General features: G+C 51.4%; 24 protein-coding genes and 1 tRNA gene. 12 read left to right on the top strand and 13 right to left on the bottom strand.

Annotated features, from left to right (window positions below; translation table 11 throughout):
* Positions 1–7 precede the first annotated feature (7 nt).
* Positions 8–514 carry an Lrp/AsnC family transcriptional regulator gene (locus IE073_RS09230; RefSeq protein ID WP_189584680.1) on the bottom strand — a complete coding sequence of 169 codons (507 nt, stop codon included), beginning with the start codon at positions 512–514 and terminating at the stop codon, positions 8–10.
* A 213-nt stretch (positions 515–727) separates the two neighbouring features.
* Between IE073_RS09230 and IE073_RS09235 the strand changes: the two genes are divergently transcribed.
* From IE073_RS09235 to IE073_RS09265, 7 genes are all read left to right on the top strand, one after another.
* The gene (locus IE073_RS09235) at positions 728–1,978 is read left to right on the top strand and encodes a thiamine pyrophosphate-dependent enzyme (protein ID WP_189584683.1); all 1,251 of its coding nucleotides are present in this window, start codon (positions 728–730) and stop codon (positions 1,976–1,978) included.
* A gap of 4 nt (positions 1,979–1,982) precedes the next feature.
* A complete protein-coding gene (locus tag IE073_RS09240; RefSeq protein ID WP_189584686.1) occupies positions 1,983–2,996 on the top strand; it encodes an alpha-ketoacid dehydrogenase subunit beta in 1,014 nt (337 codons plus the stop codon).
* Between the two features lies 1 nt (position 2,997).
* Entirely contained in the window at positions 2,998–4,323 is a 1,326-nt protein-coding gene (locus IE073_RS09245) for a dihydrolipoamide acetyltransferase family protein (protein WP_189584689.1), read from the top strand.
* A 98-nt stretch (positions 4,324–4,421) separates the two neighbouring features.
* A tRNA-Met gene (locus tag IE073_RS09250) sits at positions 4,422–4,498 on the top strand.
* A gap of 447 nt (positions 4,499–4,945) precedes the next feature.
* A complete protein-coding gene (locus IE073_RS09255; protein WP_189584692.1) occupies positions 4,946–6,097 on the top strand; it encodes a hypothetical protein in 1,152 nt (383 codons plus the stop codon).
* 19 nt (positions 6,098–6,116) lie between these two features.
* Entirely contained in the window at positions 6,117–7,034 is a 918-nt protein-coding gene (locus IE073_RS09260; protein WP_189584695.1) for a FecR family protein, read from the top strand.
* A 121-nt stretch (positions 7,035–7,155) separates the two neighbouring features.
* The gene (locus IE073_RS09265; protein WP_189584698.1) at positions 7,156–9,378 is read left to right on the top strand and encodes a CHASE2 domain-containing protein; all 2,223 of its coding nucleotides are present in this window, start codon (positions 7,156–7,158) and stop codon (positions 9,376–9,378) included.
* A 6-nt stretch (positions 9,379–9,384) separates the two neighbouring features.
* Here the strand turns inward: IE073_RS09265 and IE073_RS09270 are convergent, their stop codons facing one another.
* Entirely contained in the window at positions 9,385–10,326 is a 942-nt protein-coding gene (locus tag IE073_RS09270; RefSeq protein WP_189584701.1) for a bestrophin family protein, read from the bottom strand.
* Positions 10,327–10,398: 72 nt separating this feature from the next.
* On the bottom strand, positions 10,399–11,361 hold the full coding sequence (locus IE073_RS09275) for a phosphodiesterase (protein WP_189584704.1): 963 nt from the start codon (positions 11,359–11,361) through the stop codon (positions 10,399–10,401).
* 76 nt (positions 11,362–11,437) lie between these two features.
* On the opposite strand from IE073_RS09275, the gene IE073_RS09280 reads away from it, so the two are divergent.
* Positions 11,438–12,382 (top strand): vanadium-dependent haloperoxidase, encoded by a 945-nt coding sequence (locus tag IE073_RS09280; protein WP_189584707.1) that lies wholly within the window; start codon positions 11,438–11,440, stop codon positions 12,380–12,382.
* A 504-nt stretch (positions 12,383–12,886) separates the two neighbouring features.
* On the opposite strand, the gene IE073_RS09285 is transcribed toward IE073_RS09280, so the two are convergent.
* From IE073_RS09285 to IE073_RS09295, 3 genes are all read right to left on the bottom strand, one after another.
* Positions 12,887–13,891: a HupE/UreJ family protein gene (locus IE073_RS09285; protein WP_189584710.1), complete on the bottom strand. Its 1,005-nt coding sequence runs from the start codon at positions 13,889–13,891 to the stop codon at positions 12,887–12,889.
* An 8-nt stretch (positions 13,892–13,899) separates the two neighbouring features.
* A complete protein-coding gene (locus IE073_RS09290; RefSeq protein WP_189584713.1) occupies positions 13,900–14,721 on the bottom strand; it encodes a peptidylprolyl isomerase in 822 nt (273 codons plus the stop codon).
* A gap of 65 nt (positions 14,722–14,786) precedes the next feature.
* The gene (locus IE073_RS09295; protein WP_189584716.1) at positions 14,787–16,700 is read right to left on the bottom strand and encodes a DUF3604 domain-containing protein; all 1,914 of its coding nucleotides are present in this window, start codon (positions 16,698–16,700) and stop codon (positions 14,787–14,789) included.
* 130 nt (positions 16,701–16,830) lie between these two features.
* Here IE073_RS09295 and IE073_RS09300 point away from each other — a divergent pair, with 130 nt between their 5' ends.
* On the top strand, positions 16,831–17,262 hold the full coding sequence (locus IE073_RS09300; RefSeq protein WP_189584719.1) for a BLUF domain-containing protein: 432 nt from the start codon (positions 16,831–16,833) through the stop codon (positions 17,260–17,262).
* 94 nt (positions 17,263–17,356) lie between these two features.
* On the opposite strand, the gene IE073_RS09305 is transcribed toward IE073_RS09300, so the two are convergent.
* Together IE073_RS09305 and IE073_RS09310 are read right to left on the bottom strand one after the other, a co-directional pair.
* On the bottom strand, positions 17,357–17,902 hold the full coding sequence (locus IE073_RS09305) for an ActR/PrrA/RegA family redox response regulator transcription factor (protein WP_189584724.1): 546 nt from the start codon (positions 17,900–17,902) through the stop codon (positions 17,357–17,359).
* A gap of 58 nt (positions 17,903–17,960) precedes the next feature.
* Positions 17,961–19,310, bottom strand: coding sequence for an ActS/PrrB/RegB family redox-sensitive histidine kinase (locus IE073_RS09310; protein WP_233349963.1), 1,350 nt, complete (start codon positions 19,308–19,310; stop codon positions 17,961–17,963).
* A gap of 60 nt (positions 19,311–19,370) precedes the next feature.
* On the opposite strand from IE073_RS09310, the gene IE073_RS09315 reads away from it, so the two are divergent.
* Positions 19,371–20,009 carry an SCO family protein gene (locus IE073_RS09315; protein WP_189584727.1) on the top strand — a complete coding sequence of 213 codons (639 nt, stop codon included), beginning with the start codon at positions 19,371–19,373 and terminating at the stop codon, positions 20,007–20,009.
* A 13-nt stretch (positions 20,010–20,022) separates the two neighbouring features.
* Here IE073_RS09315 and IE073_RS09320 read toward each other — a convergent pair whose 3' ends face one another.
* Both IE073_RS09320 and IE073_RS09325 read right to left on the bottom strand, forming a co-directional pair.
* Complete coding sequence (locus IE073_RS09320) at positions 20,023–20,598, bottom strand: cob(I)yrinic acid a,c-diamide adenosyltransferase (protein WP_189584730.1); 576 nt, start codon at positions 20,596–20,598, stop codon at positions 20,023–20,025.
* An 11-nt stretch (positions 20,599–20,609) separates the two neighbouring features.
* On the bottom strand, positions 20,610–20,813 hold the full coding sequence (locus IE073_RS09325; protein ID WP_189584733.1) for a twin transmembrane helix small protein: 204 nt from the start codon (positions 20,811–20,813) through the stop codon (positions 20,610–20,612).
* 200 nt (positions 20,814–21,013) lie between these two features.
* Between IE073_RS09325 and IE073_RS09330 the strand changes: the two genes are divergently transcribed.
* On the top strand, positions 21,014–21,280 hold the full coding sequence (locus tag IE073_RS09330; RefSeq protein WP_189584736.1) for a DUF2312 domain-containing protein: 267 nt from the start codon (positions 21,014–21,016) through the stop codon (positions 21,278–21,280).
* A 54-nt stretch (positions 21,281–21,334) separates the two neighbouring features.
* Positions 21,335–22,057 carry a hypothetical protein gene (locus IE073_RS09335; protein ID WP_189584739.1) on the top strand — a complete coding sequence of 241 codons (723 nt, stop codon included), beginning with the start codon at positions 21,335–21,337 and terminating at the stop codon, positions 22,055–22,057.
* An 85-nt stretch (positions 22,058–22,142) separates the two neighbouring features.
* Here IE073_RS09335 and IE073_RS09340 read toward each other — a convergent pair whose 3' ends face one another.
* From IE073_RS09340 to IE073_RS09350, 3 genes are all read right to left on the bottom strand, one after another.
* Positions 22,143–22,757, bottom strand: coding sequence for an EF-hand domain-containing protein (locus IE073_RS09340; protein WP_189584742.1), 615 nt, complete (start codon positions 22,755–22,757; stop codon positions 22,143–22,145).
* 116 nt (positions 22,758–22,873) lie between these two features.
* Complete coding sequence (locus IE073_RS09345) at positions 22,874–24,058, bottom strand: endo-1,4-beta-xylanase (RefSeq protein WP_189584744.1); 1,185 nt, start codon at positions 24,056–24,058, stop codon at positions 22,874–22,876.
* Between the two features lie 266 nt (positions 24,059–24,324).
* A complete protein-coding gene (locus IE073_RS09350; RefSeq protein ID WP_189584747.1) occupies positions 24,325–26,019 on the bottom strand; it encodes a hypothetical protein in 1,695 nt (564 codons plus the stop codon).
* Between the last annotated feature and the right edge of the window lie 8 nt (positions 26,020–26,027).

The raw sequence follows: 26,027 nt of genomic DNA on the forward strand, positions 1-26,027 counted from the left end.
CACCGCTCTAATAACGCGGAACTGCGTTACTGATCAGGTTCAATGGCACTGCCGTGGTATCTTTGCTTTGACGCATAACGATGCGGCTTTGGACGTCTGAAACCAGATCAATGGACAGCAGGACTTCGCGCAGAAAACTTTCATAGGCGTGCATATCTGTTGTCACGACCCGCAACATAAAATCGACCGCGCCAGTGACGACGGCGCACTGTACGACTTCTGGCATCCGCGAAACTGACTGCTCAAACTTTTCCATATTGGTGCGGTTGGGAAGGGCTAGTTTGACGGCGACGAAAACTTCGAAGTCTAAACCTAATGTCTTTCTGTCCAGCAGTGTGACACGGCCTTTGATGATTCCCAGCTCTTCCATGCGCTTAATCCGCCGCCAGCACGGGGAGGAGGAGAGCCCGACCTGATCAGAGATGTCAGACACGGAGAGGCTGGCATCCGATTGAATCAAATGCAGAATTTTCGCGTCGATATTGTCGAGCTTTTCGTTGGCTTTGCCGACCATGGTCAAAATTCCTGGTTAAGTGGCGGTTTTTACCACCAGAGTAAGGTTTGTTGGAATTTCCTACTATAGAAACGGGAAAATTGTTCAATGAATATTTCGTATACTTGCTTTAAAGGGGTAAAAATGACTGAGGGTTTGCAATCCCGCTGTCTCGAGAGTGCAAATCCTGTCCCCTAACGCTGCATTTCATACGGCGTGATCATTGAGGCCGATATGTCGAAACAGAAAAAATCGAATACGTCACGGCTTTACGTGCCTGAACCGCAATTCCGTCCTGGGGATACACCAGACTACTCCCATATCTCTGTGCCTGTTGGCCATGCGCCTTCTCGTCCCGACCCGCTGTGCCCTGCACATGAAACGTCTGAGCATGCAACCCGCCTTATTCGTGTTTTGCGCTTTTCCGGAGAGGCAGCGGGCGACTGGATACCAAAAATTTCACCTGACACACTGCGGCGGGCCCTGCGAGACTTGGCGCTGACGCGGGCCATGGACGACCGTATGTTTAACATGCAGCGCCAAGGAAAAATGAGCTTCTATATGAAGTCGGCGGGGGAAGAGGCTGTCAGCATTGGGCATGCAATGGCGCTGCGCGATACCGATATGGTTTTCCCGACTTACCGTCAGCAAGGCATTCTCATTCATCGCGGCGCGTCCATTAAAGAAATGATGTGCCAGTGCCTGTCAAACTCTGGCGATCCATTGGACGGCAAATCTATTCCTGTTTTATATTCTTTCAAAAAACATGGGTTCTTCTCGATCTCTGGCAATTTAGGAACCCAACTCATCCAAGGGGTCGGTTGGGCGATGGCGAATGCCTATAAAGACAGTGATGGTATTGCGTCAGTCTTTACGGGCGAAGGCGCAACGGCCGAAGGTGATTTCCATTACGCACTTAACTTTGCCTCTACCTACCGTGCGCCGTGCTTAATTAATGTGGTCAATAACCAATGGGCGATTAGTTCGTTTCAGGGGATTGCAGCGGGTGAAGGTGAAACCTTTGCCGCGCGTGGGATTGGTTATGGTCTTGCGACCTTACGCGTCGATGGCAATGATATTCTCGCTGTTTATGCGGCGACGAAGTGGGCGGCCGAGCGCGCAAGGCGCGGGGGTGGCGCGACCCTGATTGAGCATTTCACCTATCGTAAATCTGGCCATTCGACGTCGGATGATCCCACGAAATATCGTCCTGAGAATGAGCCTGATGTTTGGCCCTTTGGCGACCCGCTAGAGCGGCTGAAAAATCATCTGATTTTCATCGGCGAATGGGACGAAGAGCAGCACACTCGTCTTCTGGCCGAGGTGAAATTGGAAATCCGCGAGATCTATAAATCCGCGGAAGCCATGGGTAATTTATCTGGTGAGACAAAGGTGAATGACTTCACCATGTTTGAGCAAGTCTATGAGCGGTCTTTGCCGCATCTGGATGAGCAAAAACGTATGTTCGCCGCAGAGCGGGATTAAGCTCATGCCAGAAATGAATATGATCGAAGCCATTCGTGATGCGATGGATGTAAAGATGAGCCAAGACCCTGATGTTTTGGTCTTTGGCGAAGATGTTGGGTATTTCGGCGGCGTGTTTCGCGCGACAGCTGGCTTGCAGGAGAAGCATGGCTTGCACCGTTGTTTCGACACGCCAATTTCTGAGGGTGGTATTGTTGGGATCGCAATTGGGATGGCGGCCAATGGCTTGCGTCCTGTCGCAGAAATCCAATTCGCAGATTACATCTACCCGGCCTATGACCAAATCGCATCTGAGGCCGCGCGTTTGCGTTATCGGTCCAATGGTGACTTCACTGCCCCCTTAACGATCCGAACGCCTGTGGGTGGCGGCATTTATGGCGGAACGACCCATAGTCAATCGCCGGAAGCTTTGTTCACCCATATTGCGGGTTTAAAAACTGTCATTCCGTCCAATCCATATGACGCCAAGGGTCTCTTGATCGCCGCGATTGAAGACAATGACCCTGTACTTTTCTTGGAGCCAAAGCGCCTTTACAATGGCCCCTTTGATGGGGATCCCCATGCGCCAGCTAAAGCCTGGCGTGGCCATAAATTGGGCGATGTTCCCGCAGGACACTACCGCGTCGAGATCGGCGAAGCTCGCAAACTCCAAAAGGGGGTGGACGTGACCGTTCTAGCCTATGGCACCATGGTTTGGGTGGCTCAAAAGGTTGCTCAGGATTTGGGCATTGACGCGGACATTATCGATCTTCGCTCGCTTTTACCGTTGGATATTGAGATGATTGAAAAGTCGGTCAATAAAACGGGCCGCTGTGTTATATTGCATGAAGCCACACGCACCTCAGGATTTGGAGCAGAACTTGCAGCGCAAGTCCAAGAGCGTTGTTTCTATGCTTTGGAAGCCCCAATTCTACGTGTCACGGGTTGGGATACACCTTACCCCCACGCTCAGGAATGGGCTTATTTCCCGGGTCCAAAACGCGTAGGGAACGCGCTGCGCACTGTGATGGAGGCGTAAGATGGGCATTCATCTATATAAGTTGCCGGATATTGGCGAAGGTGTTGTTGAGGCCGAAATTACGGCATGGCATGTCCAAGTTGGCGATGCGGTCTCCGAAGAGGATCCGATCGCTGATGCAATGACGGACAAAGCAACCATCGAATTGACGGCGCCTGTTGACGGCGTGATTAAATCGATTGCCTGCGAAGAAGGCGATATCCTTGCTGTTGGTGCAGTGCTTGTTGAAATAGAAATTGAAGGCGAGGGGAGCCAACCTATAGAGACTAAAGCGGCTCCCGAAACCGCCCCAGTTGTTGATCAATCTGCGGAAAAAACCTTACCACCAGCCAAAGTGACCCAAGACAGCTCTGAGCTGTCTGAACCCACCCGGTCAGTCTCTGGTGGAAAAGTTCTGGCGTCTCCGGCTGTTCGCGCACGCGCGACGCGCTTGAATATAGATTTAGGGTCTGTCCCCACGACTGGGAAACGCGTGACCCATGCCGATTTAGATGCGTTTCTGATCAAGGGTGTTTCCGCTTCTGCTATCCCTGTTGTGTCATCCCCCCCGATGACACCGTCTCCTGCGACCCTCCCCCCAAAGGCTGGTGAAACGCAGGAGACACCTTTATTGCCTGGCGAGACACGTCAAAAAGTCATTGGTCTACGACGCGTGATCGCGACCCGCATGGCAGAGGCCAAACGCAATATTCCACACTTCACCTATGTTGAAGAAATGGACGTAACAGCTCTTGAGGAGATGCGAACGCGGATGAATGCGCGTCGCAGCGAAGACAAGCCGAAGCTGACCGTCTTACCTTTGATTATTCGGGCGCTCGCCGTGACTCTGGTGGATTGGCCGCAATTTAATGCGCGCTATATGGATGGCTCCTCTGGCCTTGAAGGGGGATATGTCGCTCGCTTTACGAACTTAAACCTTGGAATTGCCACACAAACAGACGGTGGATTGATCGTGCCTGTTCTCAAAGCGGCGCAGGATAAGTCGGTTTGGGCGCTCGCGGTGGAAATCGGTCGTTTGGCCGAGGCCGCGAGAACCAACCAGCTTTCGACGGAGGATCTCTCTAATGCGACGACGACACTTACATCACTTGGGCCTTTGGGCGGCATTGTGACGACACCGGTGATCAATCGTCCTGAAGTCGCGATCTTTGGTCCAAATAAAATTCGAGAGAAACTTGTCTTGGACGGCAAAGACGTGATTGCCCGCAAAGTGATGAACTTTTCAGTTTCCTGCGACCATCGCGTGATTGATGGCTATGACGCCGCGAAAATGATGCAAGATCTGAAAGCTCGCATTGAAGACCCGACCAGTATGTTTGTAATTTAGGCGGTCGCATTGTCATTTATCACTAAGCGTGAAATTGACCGATATTTACGCTTGGCAGTGCGGCGTGGCTGTCCTATACGCCCGCTCATTCGACGAACGGTGGGGTAGCTCAGCTGGTTAGAGCGCAGGACTCATAATCCTGAGGTCGAGAGTTCAAGTCTCTCTCCCACTACCATTCTCGATATCATCTCTTTGTCCAAATTGGCAAATGCGAGAGGCATGGGAACTAACGCGTCTCCCCATTTCGAATAAGTTTAGGTCCAGTGCGCTTGGTCGTCCCTCTTCAGTTTGATTGGATTCACCTAACAGGAGAGTCAAAAAATCAATTACAGTATTGATATCTTAAATATCGTCTGTTTAGATACTGTGGGGCCAGTATAGAGAATTTATTGCTATATTTGCCACAAGTGGGGCAAATATGGGCGTGTATCTTAGACAATTGAAGCCGAAGGTGTATAGGGCGTTCCTATTTTTTGGAGTTCTAACCTCACTGCTGTTCGCGGTATTAACACCCAGTTTCGCGCAAACTTCGAGCAGAATTTCAGCCCAGGACATTTATGAAAACCCTGATGATCACGAGCTAAACCTCAATTACGCTAAGCAGGAGATACGTCGCGGCGAAATGTTGAACGCAGCCTCCGCTCTGGAACGCATGCTCTATGCCAATCCGAACTGGCACTCATCGCGCCTTTTATATGCCGCGGTTTTATACAGGTTAGATGACCCGAAAGCTGCAATGCGAGAGCTCTCCCTCCTAAAAGGACGAGATCTCAATCCTCAACAAACCGAGACATATACACGTTATCTGAGCGAGTTTCAGACGCCGATCGTCAAGACGATAGGCTTTGGCATGGCTGCAGGAGCTGGAACAAATGGTGGGTTGAACCCTGTCAAACCAATCTCTGGAAACTTTGCCCTCGGACTTCGAGGGGATAATAATGCTGGGAATGCGTTAACTGACGAGGGATTCGGATTCAGTAACCGGGGCGATGTCTCCTTACATGCCCAAGGTCGCCTAAGGCTCGTGAAACCAATATCTGCTGATGAAACCATCACCGCGCGCGCAACGATAGGGGGACAAATTCGTCGCCATGAGACTTTCAACGAAGCCGACTATGATGTGATTGACCTTCAGGCTGGCGTCAGCGCACGACCCACGGGCAAGGGGCGTCTTTCTTTTGATATCGATGGACGTCGTGTCAATGTGAGTGGCGAGAAATATCTCGAACAAATCGGCCCACGCATAACATATGGTGAAAATATTTCGGACAACACGCGCGTCGTTGTCAGTCTTTCAGCATATAGTCAAAACTACAGTGTTCTACCAAACGCCAGTCTCGAAGATGAACGAGATGGCATAAAAACGCGATTCCAGTTGGGCATGCAAACCAAACTGAGTGATAATCGCAAACTCACCGTTTCCGCAGGGCATGATACCAAGACAGCTGAAATCGTGGCCTTTGCTTATTCGGGACCGCACGCGTCAGTGAGCTATGAGCATAGTTTTGAGTCAAAAACTTACTTGAAAACTCAACTTCGTGTCCGCCAATTAAATTTTCGCGGAAATTTAGATAGCAGCGGCGAAGCTCGGAAGGATACCCGCGTATCTTTCCGACAGTCAATTGGACTACCTTTGAGCAAGATTGCGCCAAGCGCGAACCTTGAAAACGTCGATTTAGAGTTTGGATTTAATCACAACGAACGTCTTTCTAATTTCAACTCAAATGATTTCGGCAACTCGGGTGTCGATGTAAAATTAAAGTTCAGTTTCTAATGAACGGATAGGGCGCGCTATGACACATCTGAATTTTGTTAAATTTATCGCAATTGCGGGGGTGTGTATTCTATTGCCGAGTTCTGTCATTGCGACCGATGCTTCTGAGGTCGGCCGCAACGCCGCAGTAAAAGGCACCGTCCAAATTTTAAGCCAAGAACAGCTTCAAGCGCGGCAGGCTGTTGTTAAAGAACCCGTTTTTCTGGGAGACAAGGTTTCCTCGAAGATCGGATCGAGTTTGCAGGTCCTGTTGAAGGACAACAGCACGTTCACTGTTGGTCCTCAATGCGACATGGTTATCGATGAATTCGTATATGACCCAAAAACAGATAATAATTCCCTGTCTGCAAAAGTTAAAAAGGGTATGTTTCGCTTCACGTCCGGAAAGGTGTCGAAAACAAATCCCGATAATATAAAAATAACAACTCCGACAGCGACGATGGGTATTCGCGGAACGATGGTCGAGGTTCTTGTTGGGCCTGAAGCGTTCTTATGCGCCAAGAAAGAAGGTCTACTTGCCGGTGATATCCGGATGGATCATGCGGGCGCGACACTTATCATTTTACGAGGACCTGGTCCCAACACAACCTCAAGAAACCGAAAAGGCGAGGTCGTGGTGGAATCGGGAGGGCAAGAGGTTCGGCTGACCGAAAGCGGGACGGGCGTCTTGGTCTCCAATGCCGATCAAAAGCCATCTGAACCATTTGTAGTTTCTGACGTTCTCTTTAATTATTTCAGTCGTCGATTGCGCACTCAGCCAAAAAGAGAAGGCAACTTTCAACCTTTCGAGATAAATGACGACTGGTTTACGCCAATTCCTGTTCCGGTGACCGAGGAGTCAGAGTTATTTACGCCTATGGACTCCATTGAAGATGAAGATTGGCCTTCTCAAAATGGAAACGAGTTTGAGGGCGACTTCCTTAGCCCGGAAGAATGAGTGAGTGCCGTCAACTACAGTGCTCCCTCCAATTTACTTTGCATGACAAAACTCTGATCCCTTTGACCGTATGAAGCTTTCCGCCCTGAATTTCAGTGCCATGTCGCGAAAAAGGCAATGGTTGGCGCCCACAATTGTGGGCGTGGTCGTTACGATTTTGTTTTTGCTGGCCTATATGGTCAAACCGCAGTCCATTCAGCGTTTGAGCGATCTATTTTTCGACCAAATCCAAAACCAAAGTCCTAGAGAGTATAATCCCGACACGCCTGTTCGAATTATAGATATTGACGATGAGTCAATCCGGCGCATCGGGCAGTGGCCTTGGCCGCGAAATACAGTCGCAAAATTAAACTCTCGTTTGGGCGACGCGGGTGCCGCCGTTATTGCTTATGATATTATTTTTTCTGAGGCGGACAGAACATCGCCTGAGAATATGTTGCAGGTCTTGGAAAGTAATCCAAATGCCCAAGGCAAATTTCCTGAAATATTAAATTTAAAAAGCCATGACTCGATTTTGGCCGAAAGTTTTAAGGAAACCCGCGTTGTAACCGGTTTTTTTCTATTGGGAAATGCCACCGCAGACCTCCCCCCGCCTCGGCAAGGTTTTAGTCTAATCGGCGATAGTCCCGCAGCTCACTTGGAAAGCTATCAGGGTGCGCTCTTCGCCATTCCAGAGTTATATAATGCCGCGAGCGGTGCAGGCCATGTTTCCTTTATCCCCGATGGGGATGGGGTCGTTCGCACTGCCCCTCTCGTTGGTCGGGTCGGAGGCAGGCTATTTCCATCCCTTTCAGCGGAGGCCTTGCGAGTTGTCCAAGACGTGCCGTCCTTTGCCATCAAAAGCGCTAATGCGTCTGGCGAGTGGGATATTACGAAAAATAAAACACCGCATATGTCTATGATGAGAATTGGGTCTTTCGAAGTCCCCACAACAAGCGATGGGAAGATACGGGTCCACTATACAACACCGCAAGAGGCCAGATATATTCCCGCTTGGAAAATCATGTCGTCCGACCCAAACGATTTGGATTGGATTGATAAAATCGCTGGTCACATCGTTTTCATTGGAACGGGTGCTGAAGGGCTAAAAGACTTAGTGACAACCCCCATCAAGGGCGGGGAAAGACCTGGAGTGGTCGTGCACGCCCAAATCGCGGAACAAATTATTCAGGGCGATTACATTTCCAAACCGTATTGGACCCACTCTGTGGAGACGGTCAGCATATTGATTTTCGGCGCTATTTTGGCGCTTCTTTTGCCGCATTTAAAAGCGGCTCGCGGTATTATCCTTATTTTGGTGATGGGGAATGCGATCTATTTCTCTTCTTATTTCGCTTTCACAAAATACGCCTATTTGCTGGACCCTGTATATCCATTGCTGTCAATCATTGTCTCTTACATTCTGATTACGCTGACGGCCTTTTATATGACGGAGTCCGAGCGATCGCGTATTCGCGGGGCTTTTTCACTCTATCTCTCCCCAGAAATGGTGAGGCAGGTTAGTGAAAACCCCGAATTGCTGACCTTGGGCGGTGAGGAAAGGGAAATCTCTATCCTATTTCTTGACGTTCGTGCTTTCTCCAAAATTTCTGAAACTATGCGTCCAAATGAAATCACGGAGTTTCTAAATAGGTTCCTGACGCCCATGACAAATATTTTGCAATCGCACGAAGCGACGATTGATAAATATATTGGGGACGCCATTGTTGCCTTCTGGAATGCCCCATTAGATGACCCCTTACATCAGAGGAATGCTGCACGCGCTGTGTTGGAAATGCAGGCAAAACTGGCTGATTTGAACGCTAAATATAGAAATCAAAATGAGTTCCGCTGGCCCGATACTGTAAGGATGGGAATTGGCATTAACACGGGCGTTTGTTGCGTCGGTAATCTTGGATCAGAACAACGGTTCTCCTACTCCATGATCGGAGACGCGGCAAATTTGGCGTCACGTATTGAAGGTCTGACAAAGCAATATGGCCTTTCAAACCTGATCGGATACAATACTGCGAAAGAGCTGAATGGCTTCGCGGTTCTGGAGGCTGATATTGTTTCGGTCGTCGGGCGGGTCCAACCCGAAACCATATTTATGCTAGTTGGTGATGAGCATGTTGCCAGAGAGCCTGACTTTAAAAATCTCCGTGATACACACAACGAGTTTTTGAAGGCTTATCGAAACAGCGAATGGAGCCGAGCCAAGGCGCTCTGCGAAACGCTCCATGATCTGTCAAAGACTTACAAAATATTTCGATATTATGATGTGATGAGCGAACGGATCACAAGTTTTTCCAAAACGCCCCCTGAAGGCGACTGGAAAGGCATTTACGTTGCTCAGAATAAATAGAGCCTCTTAATAAAGTGCCCCATCCTTTTCCGTCAGCATTGGCGGTAGTTCGGTTTCCCCAAGCGCAAAGGCCCGAATATCGCGCTCATGCGAGCGTGTAAGGAAGTCGGTGGGAATGACGTTCCGGTTATTCGCCCACGGGTAATCCATGTAACTCCCGATGCCTTCGATCATAGAAAAAATCCACCCGATGAGAACAGCAATCGGGATCGCAAAATAGCCAAGATTTTCTTGTCCTGGCAAAGACATCGACAGGAGTACGACAAGTAACCAAACAAAGAGATCCGTGAAATAGGTATAATGCGTCGGGAAGCCTGTGTTTTTCAGGCTAAAACATTGCGTCATTAAGGCGGCCAGCTGACGCTGAATTAAAATGAATTCGAAATGCTCACCATCGGGGAATTGCCCTTCATCAACTGCGGCTCGAAAGTCTTGGTTTTGATTGAATAATAATTTGAGCGACGCGTTATGAACGCTTTCTAGTTGCTTCAGCTCAGCGGGCTCTAATAAATCTTTCACACTTTCATCTTGAAGCGGCGGCAAGTCTTTTAGCTCTCGACTGAGAACCCACATTAACGCGACCCCCCGTTTGGCCATCCGCCGCATAATTGGGGCAGCGGCCTTGGAGAGGCGGTTCGTTTTGTAATTTTTATATTTTTGATCGGAACGTCCGCAGAGTAACGCCAAATTGCGCGTGGCTGCGCCGATTTCGCCCCAATACCCTCTGGCTTGGAACCAGCGTTCATAGGCCGAGTTTGTTCGGAAGCCCAAGAAAATAGAAATCGCGGTACCCAAAATAGAGGGGGCTGTCATGCCGATGGTGAATTGGTCCAGCCCAAAATACACGATCGGAACAACGAAGATGGACGACAGAATCGTCATCAGGGCAATGCGTTTCCAAATGATCGGAATTAATCGCCTAAACTTTATATGCTTATCTACAACCACGCGCCTATGCCCCTAAGCCGTTAAATTTTCTATATTCTACACCCAGCTCGTTAGAACCGTCGAATCTTTAATCTACGAAAGATCCAAAGTCTTCCGAACGACAGAGGCATGTGCCTCATCATATCGAACAATCGTCCGGCCTTCTGGTGCCGCCGCATGATGGGTGGTCAGCGCCCCGTCCTGCCAATGATGCAAACTATATGCCGCGCGTCCGTCGTTCAGTAACACGCGATTGTCGGGTTTGTCCGGGTCAATGTCGGCGAGCTCTAACTTCACCTGTGGCGCTACAGCTTGGGTGACGGAGACTAGGGTGCCGGCGAAACGTTTGAAGATCGTCCGGTGAATATGTCCGCTAATAATCTGTACGATATTATTGTGTTCGGAGATGATCCCCTCAAGGCGCTGAGCCCATGTGTCTTCTTTAGACGCAGTCATCCAGGCGATGCCTGTCTCAATGGGCGGGTGATGAAGGGCAATAAGCGTCGGGCGATCACGGTCCTGTGCAAGTGTTTCTTTCAGCCATTTTGCGCGCCGCTCACAAAACGCGCCGCCATGACGTCCCTCATGCAAACTATCTAAAACGACAATTCGAAGGGGCCAGTTTTCGATAGTGTATTGGAGAAACCCGTCTGTGAAGGGAATGTCTTCAAATGTAGCTTGGAACGCGGCTCTCTGGTCATGATTGCCTAAGGCCAAATAATATGGAGCGTTCAAATGCTCGAGTTCTGATTTTAAATTTTTATACGCCCAAAGCTCTCCACCTTCGACCAAATCGCCCGTGATTAGGACGAGGTCGGGCTGGGCGATCAGGGAATTTAGCTCCGCAATGACAGCTTTCAGGCGGTTCGTATTTTCGCACGTTTGGTTCGGACCGCCAAAGCCAATATGCAAATCCGTAATCTGTGCAATGATCATGACGTCTTTCCTTCCCACTCGTTTGAGGGGCAAGCCTTTCAAAGTCAATTTGTTCGGCGCGCCTTGCGCTGTTTTACAAGAGGCTTCACTCTCCGTCGTTTTTGTGGGACGTTCAGTCATGTGGGGGCTTTTGAGAAATATCTTTGTACTGGGCGCGATAGTTCTGGCCTCTCCTGCATTCGCGCAAGGTACCCACTTGTTTTCGCCGCTAACCACGGACCCATTGGACACGGCCTTTCAGGTGCCCCTTTCACATGTTGAAACGCATTTGTTGAACGCCCCCGAAGCGTCGCGCCTTTATCTCGAACATTGGATAACACGCTATAATGCGAGCGTGCTGTCTGACCGGAAGCTATTGTGGCCCAAGTCATCGGAACCTGGGGAAATCCAACCTTGGACTTCCGAGGTCAATTATACTTGGCAGCCGAATGGCTATCCCATCGTGTCGCCGAATTGGGGGCTGAACACGCCCTTCACATTTGACCGCCCTGATCGTTTTCGCCCATCCCCACCGCTGAGGATGGGCGATGCGGGTTATGACGCCGCGTTGAATGATGTTCTCATCTATGGGGATTTGCACAGCGAAGTTCGGACGCCCGACCAGTCTTTGATATCTGCTTTTTGGGCGAATGGTCCGGGGACGGGCACGTCACCAGGACAGTGGAACTTAATAGGCTTGAATGTGACATCTCACCTTCCGCCAGAGACGCGGACTGAAATCATGTTAGTGCTAAATATCGCCTTATATGATGTTGGCATTGCCGCGTGGGATGCAAAATACCACTATCAATATTGGCGACCCCAGACGGCGATTACGGCCAGTGACCCCGAATATGCGGATTGGGAGCCAATGATGCAGCCGCCTTTTCATCCCGAATATGTTTCGGGTCACTCTGCATTCAGCGGTGCGGCTTCAACCGTCCTTCAACACTATTTAGGAAATGTTGATTTTTGCGTCGTCGCGCCTGAGTTGTCTGACCTCGAACGTTGCTATGAAGGTTTTGAAGCCGCCGCACAAGAAGCCGGGCGTAGTCGTATCTTTGGCGGAATTCATTTCGAATTTTCAAACCAGGCGGGATTGAAGCTCGGTCGAGATGTTGCTGAACATGTGATCTCAACTGTAAAGTTATCTGTCGATTGACCCTCTTAAGAAACGTCTGGTTCAAGTCGGGCGCAGCCGTCATCGCCCACGGCCCATCGAGTGACCGCATAATCTAATTATAAGCGGGACAGTCCGCAGGATCGGAACTCACGATGGAACACCGAAATTAAAATTATTGTTTTACGCAAGTGAAAATCCTGCGGCAGCGGTTTTTGATCAAGCGGCCCGTTTGTCCTACCAGTTAGGGCAACTCTGGCCCCAGGCATCGGCTCTCACTTCAAAAGGTCCGGCACACTCCACGCTCTCACACGCGGACGCTCAACCCCACCGTCTCTCGATACGGCAGGTGAGCTCCTACCTGTCCCGTGTCCGAAAGAACCCGTGTAGTATGTCACAGGTTTTGAAAGCGGGGATCATTCTCTCAAACCAAGTCATAACAGACTGATGCCAATAGAAAAAATATTTACGTCGTCAGGATTGTTTTGGGACGATTAAGGCGCCAGTGCCAATTCCTCCATAAACCTCGACCGATAGCCCGACGGCCTATACGCCGCCGAAATAGGGCACCACGCGTTGGATGACCCAAAACATTGCGACGCTGGCGATGCCATAACTCAGCATCCATTCCGCGCTCCTGCGCCAATAACGTCCCATTTTCGAAAGACCCCAAAGGGTCACAAGAGCGGCGAAAATGACTGCGAATTGTCCCAACTCAACACCGATGTTAAATAAGAATAGGGCGAGAAGTTCAGTGCCTTCGGGCAAGCCGATCTCGGCCAAAGCTCCCGCAAATCCAAAACCATGAATGAGCCCCACAGCAAACGCAATTATATAGGGGCGGCGGGAGCCCAGGGTCTCTCGTCCTGCGCGTTTTCGTAAAATCTCAACGCCGAGCAAAACAATGGACCCCGCGATCAAAATTTCGACCGGACGGGAGGGCAAGGAAACGCCGCCCAAAGCTGTCGCCGCCAGCGTGATAGAGTGAGCCAGAGTAAACGCCGTCGCCACGCCCCAAACTTTGCGTCCGCCAACAAGTAGGGCCAAACCAATAACAAATAAAAGGTGGTCCCAACCAAAAATAATATGTTCGACCCCAATGCCTAGATAGTCTTTGGCGGGGCTCGCTGCCGGTCCGCTGAGGGGCAGGACAGGAGCTGCGGGTTTAAGAAGGGCAGAACGTGGCTCTGCCTCTAAATAGCTGATTTGAACAAACACATCGGTCAGCGTGTTTTCCAACCCGGGCAGTGAGATTTCGCCCTGTTGAAGATCGCAATTGACGGTGAACCGCTCCGCGATGGTGCTGCCTGCACGATCTAGGGTCGGGTCGGTTTGAGTGCAACTTTCTGGGAACTTGGGATCGATCCGCAAACGCCGTCCCGAAATAATGGGTTGCTTCCAGATCACTTGGAAACTTTCAGGGCTAACCTCGGTTATCCGCAGAAAAGCGGGCCGGACTTCATGAGCGTAGGCAGCGGGGGCTGTCGTCCAAAAGACCCAGCTCCACACCAATCCCGCAATGAATAGGCGGAGGGCAGCGGTTAAGCTCACCTGAGATCTCATTCTCCGACCTCAACCTTATATTTAAGGATCAGGCGTTTGAGGGCCTCCGTATTCTCAGCGCGCTTCGCGTCTTCTGACCAGACAGCTTCGACTTCGGGCAAGATGTCTTCAAAGGCCGGCAATGTTTGCGCCGTAACATTTGTGAGACGCACAAGATGGACGCCAAAGGCAGAATTAATGGGACCTTGCCAGTCTCGTGTATCGGGCAAATCGAACAGGGCGTTCGCAAAGCGGGTCCCGAAATCGCGCTGTACGGCGGGTGGCGCTAAGGTCGTAAAACGACGCCCCGTCATAAAGGCGTCGCCTTGCGTTTCCCATTCTGATGGAATACCTGCGGCGAGCAAGGCTTCCGCTTCCGAGACCACGGTATCGGCGCGACCTTTTGGGGAAAGATAGATATGTTCGAAACTCCGGGTTTCGGGGCGAACGAATCGGCTCGTATTTGCGTCGTACCAAGCGCGTAATTCGTCGCGTGACGGGAGAGGGGGCGCGCCAATATCATCGATCATAAAGCGCATTTTCTGGGCTAAGCGTCGACGGATAATTGTATCGTCCTCATCAAGCCCCAAACGTTGTGCCTCGCGCATCAAAACCTGTTCTTCCACATGAGAGAAGAGCAAAGCTTCTATATCTTCATCGGTGGGTTGACGACGATTTTCTGTGGCAAAGATTTGTGCCTGTCGTTCCATTTCTGCGGGACTGACAAAAATCGTTCTATCTATTTTCGTGACATGGCGTTGCCAAAGCGAATGGCCCGCGAAGAGCAAGCTACCCAGAATCACAAAATGAACGAAAGGTTCACTTAAAAATTTACGCATTTAAAATTGGGCTCCGTTTCCGAATTCGCTTCGGCGAATTCGGGGTCTTTTTCCGACCTTTGAGATTAATTTGAGTGCGACGTCCAAATGGGCGATGACCAAGCGCGTTCGCGAAGGGTCGCGGGGAGATCAGGATTACGCTCCACGCCAGCCCTTAATGCATCATATGTGGACCAACGGCAGGTTGGGTTTTCCAATACCCGCACATAATAGGCCGCGTTGATACCTGCCTCATAATCAGGGTCGGTCCAAACAGCTTTCAGCTCTGGGTCGCCTTGACCTGTACTGGGCTGGCAAGTCGTCAGCTCGACGCTGGCACCATTGTCTGGACAACGATTGGTCTGCGAGTCGGGTGTCGCGCCATCGGAACAAGCCATGTCATAAATGGCTTCTTGTGGGCCTTCGGCAGTGCTCCAGCTTTTGATGATTTGCAGGCGCTCTAGGGGTGCGCCGCGGGGATCGCGGGCCGCCCATGCCATAAAGCTGGGTGCGCCATCGACGCTTAGTTTTCCGCCCATGGGAACCCCAGCGCTATAGCCCTGTTCAACCATATCTGCAGCATCCAGCATATCGGCGGCGACGTCGCCGCCAAAGAAACGCAGGCGAATGCGTGGACCCGAGGTGGCATAGGTTTCGCGGCGACGCATACCGTCGAAGATTGATTCACGCGTATTTTCTTCGGCCCAGACCGCTGCATAGCCCGCCGCACCCCATTTTGAGAACCAATTCTCTGCATTAGGATCGCGGTCGATGCCCTCCCATGTTTTCGCGCCGCCTGGCGGGACTGATCCACGTTCCGCAGCGGAGCCATCAACGATGCCGACCTTGCTCCAATAGTCATTCTCGTCATAGGCACCACCCGCGACGTGGGAATCTGAACTGCCAATAAGCCCAAATTCATACGGATTAGTCCCTGTGGCCTCTTCAAGGGCAAGACCTCGGGCTAAAGCTTCACGCAGGTAAGACCCATTGATTTTACTGACCGATGTGGAGGCCAGAAGAAGCTCGTAGATTTCAAAGTCAGCAAACTCATCATTTGGTGATAAGGCAGGATGAGTTTCAGATGTGCCTTTCACCTGTGACATTTCGATGATCGGTTCATTGCGTAAACGCTGTGACGTGTAATCCGCATCGATTTTGCCGCCTTCAAATTTGACAAGGTCAAACATTTGGCCGTCGGAAACGTTAGAGTTGTGAGGGATTGCCAAGACGTCGCGCCCTGCGCTGCGCTCGTCATCCATCCAATCCCAAAGGTCTTCAGGATTATTGGAGTCCAGCACGCTGAACAGGCGCTGCGGAGCCGCGCTTTCAAATACGACATTGCGGTGCAGATTGCCGCCACCAAATGTGTCTCCGCTGTCAGACCGCGAGGTCACGGCGGTATATTCATACGCCGCAAAAGTCGTCAGCTCGCCCGGGCGATAATATTCATCCGCGGTTGCGACAGCGTCTTGCCACGTGCGGTCAATAAGATCGCGGTCATATATTTCCGGAATGGGTTCGCCTTTGCGAACCGATGAGCCGATTGATTGAAAATTCCGAATGATGGCGTCTTGATCTTTTGCGTCGAACATTTTTCTAGAGAGCTCGAGGTCGGATAGCGGACTGTCTGGATTATCCATAGCAGGCAATATGCCCATGTAGGCGCCATGATCAGTTGCGGCGACGAAATCCAGCGGCGGGCCTTGCAAGGCCATTTTAAAGCCCGCGGGATGTACAAGTGTTTCACCTAGCGCAAAGCGATAAACGTCGGCGGGTGTGCTGCGGACGTTGAAAATATAGGCGTCAAAGCTGTTCTTGGTGTGGATATGGAGATCGCCGAAATAAACATTGCGACTTGCGCTATAGCCTGGTGTTCGGACGTCAGATTTTTCGGCTAGCGCGGGTGTTTCGAGTGCCGTTTCTATTGCTGTCTCTGCTGGCTGACAGGCGGCCACAACCATGACCAGGGCACTATAGGCCCATAAGTTCTTGTGCATTATATTCTCCCCAATATACTGTACTTGTGGCGTAACGCCTCAATCATGTCAAAATCCTTGCGCGCCCCTGTGACGTAAGGAAAGTGATCAACATAGAATACATAGCATTCAAGACGTGAGACACTCCGATATGGCCCTCAAAGAACTGATTTATACTAGCCTCGCGCGTCAGCCGGGCGTCATGAAAGATGTGAAGGACATTCTTCAATCTTCAGAGCGAAACAATGTCGCTACCAATGTGACAGGCTTGCTGCTGTTTGATGGCGCGCGCTACATTCAGATTTTGGAAGGCAAACCAGAAAATGTGCAGAGCCTGTTCGGCACAATTCAGGCCGATCCGCGTCATGGTCAAATTGAGCTTTTACACTCGGGTGAAATTTCAGGTCGCGCATTTCATAACTGGCGTATGGCCTATGAAGAATTGCCAGTCGGTTTGTTGGAAGAATTGGCAGAAAATATGGCTGTATTTGCGATGGAGATCGAAGGCGAAACTCTGGACCCGACAGATAGTTTCGGGGCGCGTTTAAATGGCATGTTTATGGACGCCATCGCCGCTGAATAGTCAGTCCTTAAAATTTGAACGAAAAACGCCGCCTCAAAACTGAGGCGGCGTTTTCATTCTGGCTTATGGGGCGCAATGAGCCAGAACAAACTCGCTAGCGCGGCGCGCGCTTGGCCAGTATTCTTTGAAGCGTTCGGCGATGCATGTTCAAACGACGCGCGGTCTCCGACACGTTTTTCCCGCAGAGTTCGTAAACGCGTTGGATATGTTCCCAACGCACCCGATCTGCACTCATGGGGTTTTCTGGCGGCTCTGGTGCTTCGTCTTTTTCCGCCAGTAATGCTTTGCAGACATCGTCCGCGTCAGCAGGCTTGGCAAGATAATCAACAGCTCCACGTTTGACAGCTGAAACTGCTGTCGCAAGATTGCCGTAGCCCGTGAGCATTACCATTTTCGCATCGGGTCGTTGTTCATGCAGAAGATCAATGACGTCCATGCCATTTCCATCTTCTAGACGCATATCCAAAACGGCAAAGGCGGGCGGATTGGCGCGCACCTTGGATTTGGCTTCCGAAACCGTTTCGACGGCATCTACTTTAAATCCACGTTGTTCTAATGCACGACCCAAACGAATTCGAAATGGACCATCATCGTCCAAGATCATCAATGAGGCATCGGCAGGCAAGGTATATTCAGTCATTCTCGCACTCCTTGTTTCTTATACTGTATACGGTCTAGTCTCGTCAAAGGGACTGCACTTAGGGGTTTGCGGTTATGGACAATCTGTCGCGGGGCCAGGTGGCCTGAACGCGCGCGCCTCCCATAGGGGACCGAGCATAGCTGACGGTACCGCCTGTACGCTCGATGAGGGTTCCAGAAATAAACACGCCTAAGCCCAATCCGCCCGCCGTTCGTGTGCGCCCGCGTGTACTGGCATAGGGTTGGCCCAAACGACCTAAAAGCGCGGTCTCAAACCCAGGCCCATCATCATCGACGTTAATTGTCAGCGTGTCAGCGTTCCATTCTGCAGAGAGTTCGACGCGCGATTTTGCGAAATCGACAGCATTATCAACGTAATTTTTAAGCGCATACAAAAGCTCGGGTTGGCGTTGTAAGACTGGGTCTACCTCGTGGCCTTCGCTGCTAACCGAAATATCCTTGCCGCGCCCGATGAAGGGTTCTGCGGCCTCTTCCAATAAATCTTCGGGCGAAAGGGCATCATGCATCATATCGCCCTCATCACCCCGTTGAGAGAGTTGCTCCAGGATTTCCCGACATCTTAATGATTGCGACAAGATCAAGGCCGCGTCTTCGGCCAACGGCGAACCCGCCTCTACTTCACGGCTCATTTCTTTGGCGACGACTTGAATGGTCGCCAAAGGTGTGCCCAATTCATGCGCGGCGGCGGCTGCCAGTCCGCCCAGCGCACTCAGTTTTTGCTCATGGGCGAGCATGGCTTCGGTAGTGGCGAGGGCAAATGCCATCTTGCGGCTCTCTTTGGTGGTCCGCCACGCATAGAGCGATGTGAAGGTCGAGCCAACAAAAATGGCCATCCAAATGCCGAGCTTAAAGACCATTGGCAGATCAAAGCTGCCCGCAGGTGACCACGGCAAAGGTTGATATAAAAACACAAGGGAGAATGACAACGTCATCGCCATTGTACCAAGCGCGACAACAACCCAGCGCGATAATGTCGTCGCCGCTGTGACAACAGGCGCCAGGAATAAGATGGCAAAGGGGTTGGTGATTCCGCCCGTAAGCCAGAGCAAACCCGCCAACTGCCAGAGATCAAAGCCGAGCTGCATATAGGCTTCAAAGTCTGAGACGCGACGGTCCAACGGCATGGTGAGCGTGACAGCAATATTGACGGCAGCGGAGGCTAAGATTGCCAAGCCGCAGGCAATTAATGGGTAATCAAAGCCCAGCAGCTGACTGACGATAATTAAAGCTAGGGCCTGACCGACAACGGCGCCCCATCGCAAGGTGACCAGCGTTTGTCGGCGCAAAGAACCCAAGGTCGCGACGGGCGATTCCCCGGTGACTGCGGCTGCGGCGCCGAACCCCCTCAGGGCAGGCGCATTAGGTACTGCGGCGTTAAGCGCTTTCACATTCTGCCCTTTCAATTATAGGTTCGCTATCTCTACTACGTTTGAACGGAGCACTATAGCATGAGAATTGTGACGAATTTTCTGATTGCAGCGTTAGCCGCGGTCACTCTCAACGCTTGTCAGGCCGAAGACCCTAATCGGGCTGGTGTGTCTGGTAAAACAGTTCGTAGCACGGGGACTGCAGATATTGGTGGGCCCTTCACCCTTGTGGATACAACTGGAAACACTGTCACTGAAGCCGACCTTTTGGGCAAGCCGCATTTGGTATATTTCGGTTTTGCATTTTGTCCCGATGTTTGCCCGACGGCCATGCAGAAGCTCGGAGCCGCGCAAACGCTCATGGGAGATGCGGGCGACGATGTGGGATACGTGCTGTTCAGTGTGGACCCTGAACGCGACACCCCTGAAAAACTCGCTGAATATGTGGCTTTTGAACCGTTCCCAACAGGATTGCGGGGGTTCACAGGCACGGTCGAGCAGGTCGAAGCTGCCAAGGCCGTTTATAAAGTCGTCGCGCAGAAAGTCTCGACAGATGGCGATGCCGTCCAAGCGGGTTCGATGGACTATACCGTCGATCATTCAGATATTATCTATTTCATGGATGCAGAGGGTGAATTCGTCGATTTCTTCTCGGCACGATCAACGCCCCAAGACATAGCCGTGCGCGTCCGTCAGGAACTGATGCAGTCTCAGAAGTAAGCGGCTATGGGCGCTATCGATTTGCGCCGGGTACCCATTTGACGTCGGCGGCCCCTTGATCATTGCACCACCGCGAGGCGACGAATAAAAAGTCAGACAGGCGATTGAGGTAGCTTAGCGCATGGATGTTGATGTCCTGCTCCGCGGCCAAAGCGACGCAAACCCGTTCTGCACGGCGGCAAACTGTGCGCGCCTGGTGTAGGTAGGCCGCAGGCGGATGCCCGCCCGGCAGCACAAATGAATTTAATGGTTCAAGGTCTCCATTAAGACGGTCGAGTTCAGCTTCCAATCGTGTGGTTTGTTCAGCGACCATGCGCAATGCATATTCGCTATCGGCTTCGCCTGTAGCAGGCAGAGGTGTGGCCAGATCTGCCCCTAAATCGAAGAGATCATTTTGAATGCGGGACAACATGTCATCCAGCTGACGGTTCTCCAGATGAAGACGAACGAGGCCGATGACACTATTGGTTTCGTCAACATCTCCATAAGCGCGAACCCGCAAATCATGTTTAGACAGGCGCGATCCGTCGACTAAACCCGTCGATCCGTCATCGCCTGTGCGCGTATAAATTTTGTTCAGTTTTACCATGTGGGTCCGCGCTAGACGCCTTTGTTTCGCATATAGACGGTCAAGGCTAAGAGGCCGATTGCGGCGACTTGCGCGTAGATTCGACGCCACATCCAGTCATTTGATTTTTTGCGGTTCTCTTCGCTCTTCCTGCTCATGGCGACGGTCCCCATGACAAGTGTGATGACGACACAGAGGAAGGCGAGGCCAGTTAGAATATAAAGGACAGTAAGCATGGAGAGGCTTTCGTGTTATAGTTTGCGCTCTTATATACGCTTGTCGGCCGGGTTCGATGGTAAATCATCAAAAGTTTGCTGCTACTTTTTAGCTGTCACACCAGACCATCCACAATTTTCCCTGCGCAACGCACTGTCTTGTGCCGTTCTGGAGGGCTATGTCCCTGAGTCCAGTTTTAGTCCGATAAAGAGTTCCGACCATGATGAGTGATTCCGACCGCGCCGATCAAATGGGCCAAGCGACACGCGAGAAATTGCGTCAATTCATTGCGCGTATCGAGCGTCTTGAGGCTGAAAAAGCTGAGTTGGCTTCCGATATTCGTGATGTTTATGGTGAAATGAAAACCTTTGGCCTGGATACAAAGGTTATTCGCAAAGTCATCGCGCTTCGCAAGCAGGACGCAAATGAGCGCGCCGAAATGGAAGCCTTGCTAGAGCTATATCTTGAGGCAACCGAAGGCGTCTAGCCCGCTCTTCGAAATTTTGTTCGCTTTTCGTTCTTCGCGTGCTAAGTCACCCGCATGTCGGATTACGATCGAGAGCAATGGCAAGCTGAGCAGACCGCGCGTGAGCAGGTCGAGACGGCTTACCGCGATAAAATGGCAAAAGCGCGAGAGCGCTCTGCCGCCAATGCCAAACGCAAAGTTGCGCGCCTTCATGCTAAGCTGACAGAGCTGGGGCATATTTCCGATTTTGAAGATGAGTTTGGCGAAAGTGTCTTAGAGCGCTTAGATAAATTCGGCTCTGCATTTCATGATTTGGAAAAGGGGCGTGCCGGTGACGCGCTTTCGATGGCGCAGAAACAAGTTGTCGCTCGCATGAATCGCAAGGTCAAAGAGCTAAAAGCGAAACAGAAAGCAGGAGAAGGCGTAGAGCCCGATCCAGATGCAGATTATGTCCGCACGGCGGACCGCTGGAAAACAGACGACCACAAAACAAGCAGTTTCAAATCTAAACGAAAGCCGAAATTCACGCCGCGTGTGCGCAATATTGAAGATGAAGTTTTCGAAGATGAACCTGCACCGCGTCCCGTCAATCCAGCGCCGCCTGTTTTGGCCAGCGTCACCGCGGTGCCGCAAGTTAGACGGTCTAAGCCACCTTTGAATCCTATCGTCACATCGGCGCCTTCAGGCACTCGACCCGCACCTTATATTCCAGAATATGTGCGGCCCGAGACTAAGACGGCTAAGCCTAAGCCAACAGTCGCCAAACGCCCTTTTTTACGGATCGTCCCGAAAGATTAAATGAGGCAGGAGACTTAAAGCGAGGCCCGTCACGATTAAGTAACGGGCCCCGTTCAAAGGTATGGTTTAAGCGTGTGAAACAGAGCTAATAGATCTCGCTTGTTTCAACGCCTAATTCGTCAATTTCGGTTTCGGGTGTTTCCTCTGCGGGTGAATCCATCTCACCTTCTTCGACCGGGGTTTCCTCGATCATATCTTGTGACAGCCAGTCTTCAGACGCTATCTCGTTTGAACGCTCAGTTTCGCCCGCAACGGCAGGCGCGATCTCTAGGGGTGTCTCCACGATGACGGGATTGATTTCCTCAGCGCCAGCGTTCGGAACAACGTCTTGGATGACAGGCGGGTCAATGGGTTCCACGGAGTCGGGGTTGTCTTCAAAGGTCTCAACCTCTGTCACGGTTTCGATCGGCTCATATGGCATCTGTTCCGACGTGTAGGGTTCGTCGCGACTTGCGATCGAGAGCCAGAACTCATCCTCCGTCAACACCGCGTCACCTTGGGTCATGCGAGTGAACTCCTGTGCCAGAAGGGTGACAGTCTTGCCCTCCGTCAAGGCAACCGCTTTATATTCAGCAAAGGTAACCTGACCGTCGGAATTTGCATCCAGCGCGCCAAAGTCAGCGGCGAAAGCGGTGTTTACAAGGGCGGATAGGGCGATCGTCGACCCCGCAATTTTCAATGTTGTTTTAATAGACTTCATATCATTCTCCTTTGGGTTGGTTCGATATGAACCCAAAGGACACCATGTGATTGCGGCGCGATTATGCCCAAAATCGGGCAAAGCCTTACAATCCCGTCAGGTCGACGTCACTGATATTAAGGTGTGAAGCTCGAATCCAGAATGGCCTGAAGCGCAGATTTAGCGTTGCGGTCCCCATCCCAAAGCAGCGGCGCATTGGTCCGTGTCACAGGCCAGTCTGCCAGCCACGATTCTGCATCGGAAATGCCCCAAACCGTTACCGAACTCAGACTGCTTCGCGCTGTAAAACCGTTGAAAAGTTCGCGGTAGAGAAGCGCCTGATCGCGAAGAACGGTGTCGGGGATCGCATCGCCATAGTCGGTTTGGCAGCCTGTCATATCGGCGAAACAGCTCGCAGGGTCGCTATAAACAGAGATATCAAGTTCTGTGATATGCTGTTCAAGTCCCATGAATTGATTATCGATTGCGTCAACGGCTCGAAAAACTTGAGCGGCGGGCATAGATACGCTGATATGCATCTGATGTCCGATACCGTCGACAGGGATGTTGCGGGCTAGAAGGTCTTGGACGACTGTAATGAGACGGTCGCGCTTGTCATCGAATTCCGTGCTATAGTCGTTAATGTAGAGCTTGCAGTCGGGGTCAGCCGCGCGGGCGGCTTCGAACGCCCAATCGATATAGTCAGCATTGCCGCCCGAGGCGGTCCACCAATTAGAGCGCCGGTATGAATCTCCCAAGCTCGCATCGTCCGTGATGACCTCGTTGACGACGTCCCACGCATAAATGCGGCCTTTATAACGCGTGACAACATCTGTGACATAGGTCTGCAGCTTGGTTTTGACTTCGGCAGGGGATCCACTCAACATCCAATTCGGGGCTGTCCGATGCCATAACAAAGTGTGTCCGCGTAGTTGTAATCCATTGTTTTCCGCAAACGCCATCAGCTCATCTGCTGCGGTCCAGTTATATTGACCTTCAGCGGGCGCAATGATGTCGGGTTTCATTTGATACTCGGCTGTCAGGGAGTTGAATTGCCCACTGAGGATCGCGGCATCTAGAGAGCCAGAGCTTAGCTGTTCAGTCTTCGCGGCTGCGCCCACCAAGAAATTATTTGTGAAGGCGTTTCGGAATTGTCCGTCTGTTGGTGTAAAAATAGTGGGGGTTGGCGCAGGGGGTGTGACAACAACAGGCGGTGTTGTCGGCGTAGTTGTTCCACCTCCGCCACCGCCACACCCTGTTAGGGAGAGGGCCGCGCCGCCAGCTAAGAGTTTTAACCTGTCACGTGCTGTAAACATCCGCATTATATTCCCCTTATTTATCTCGTCACCGGTCTTCTTTTGAGACTTTCATGACAGCGTTGTCATAAGTGGTAACTGGGATTTTTGGGAACGTCAAATCACAGCTCATCTATTTCCGCAAAAATTGATGGGAGGTTGGCGCTTAGATGAGTTCAGCCCCAAACAAAGCAAGGCCACACATTCCCCCGAATGTGTGGCCTTGATCCTGCGGGAGCATAAAGCTGCACGCGGGAGTAGGGGGTAAGGGAGCCCCTTATGAGATAGCGCGCTTAGAAGCGGGCTTTGAACCCGATATTTATCGCATGGGCTTCGGTCTGATCATTGGACACTTGCTGTGGCGCGACGAAAGGTATGAAGCCTTTATTATAGACATATTCAGCGCCAAATTCGAGGTAGTCATTGACCGGATACTCAACCGACAGGGCGTGCTGCTGATTGCTTTGGAAGCTGGTCGGGTTGCCGCGCGCACTGATGTTGCCCGTGTCGTCACTAATATTACCCCAGCTGCCAACCGCGGCGATGTTCATGCGGCGGCCATAGACCCACGGCTTGATGCGGGCTTGCGCAACCAAGGTTGAGAGCTTTTCATCAAAATTGATATTGTCGATATCCGTTGTCGACCCCGCGGGATCGATGAGGAATTGCGGTAAAGGCGTTCCATCAATTGATTGTGGAATGGCCGCGCCCCATGGCTTTAATGTTGTCGTATATTCGACCATGGCGTCAAAGAATGGTGAATTATACTCTGCGAAACCGTTTACGAGGCTATTGCGGTATTCGATCAAATTTGCAGGCGGCGTACCGTCTTCACGCCCTTGGAAAGTGTGTGCCGTCCAATTGTCTCGATAGATCGAGTCGTGAAGATAACCACCGCCAACGGTGAAGGCCTTGCGTTTGTCTTCGCCGAACCTGAACTCTTTCTCCGCGTTGAAGGCATAATTGCCGATATTGTTTTCTTCGCCGGCCAAACCAACGCGAAGTTGGCGTCCTGCTGAAAAAGCTGAACCTGTAATCTTGAACCCATTTGAATAAAGGCCAACCTCCAAAACAGGCTGGTCACTGACAGCCCAGAAATAATGCGCGCCTTCATTATGTGTGAAGGCGTTATAGCTGTCGAAGTTGCCGAAATCGATCGTCTTGCGACCGAAGGCGGCGTAGAAAGGTGACTTCTCTAAATTACCGAAGACGACATAGGCTTTGCGGAGCTGAAATTCGTCTTGATCACGGCCATACTCTGTCTCCGAATATTCAGGTTGAAGATAAAGCGTGGTCCAATCGCCGAATGTGGAAGTGAAGGACAGGGCAGCATGATCAATGGCAAAGACGCCTGCGCTATCGTCGGTGCGATCCGAGAAGAAAGGAAAGCGGGAGAGGATCGGGAATTGTCCGTCGACCTCTGTCTTTTGCCATTTCAATCCACCTTGGAAGCCCGCGCCTAAATAGACTGAATTTGGCTGTAGCGTCCCATTGGCGCGATTGGCCAAAAGCGTCAGCGTTTTTCCCGTCGTGTTTTCTTGCCAGTCCAACATATCCCGCGTGTGTAAAGCGTTTGTGCGAACGGTAATGCCGCCAATGTCGTGGCTTCGGGTGAAGCTGGACGCCGCCTTTGGGTCATAAGACACGCTGCGTGGCGCAGATAAACCACGTAATCCTGCGAAATTTGAGGTTTGTGTCTCTGAATGTGCGACCCGAATATATTGAGGCGCGGATGTGTAACCCTGAACGGACTGGGCCATTTGATAGTCTGTGGCGTAGGCGGCGCTGGAGTCATATCCGTGAACCGCGTTGATCTGCGATTGAAGCCGCTGCTGTTGCCAGGAACCCGCTGGGACATAGTTTTGAACGCTCGGGCTTTGCCCTGTGAAGGCCCCGCGCAAGCCTTGGCTTTGGTGCGTTGCGGCAACAGGTACGGCGATTAACAGCGCGAGCGATGCCGCGCTTCCTAAAAGAATACGATGTTTCATTGGATCAA

Source organism: Litorimonas cladophorae (assembly GCF_014652455.1).
In the GTDB taxonomy this organism is placed as follows: domain Bacteria; phylum Pseudomonadota; class Alphaproteobacteria; order Caulobacterales; family Maricaulaceae; genus Litorimonas; species Litorimonas cladophorae.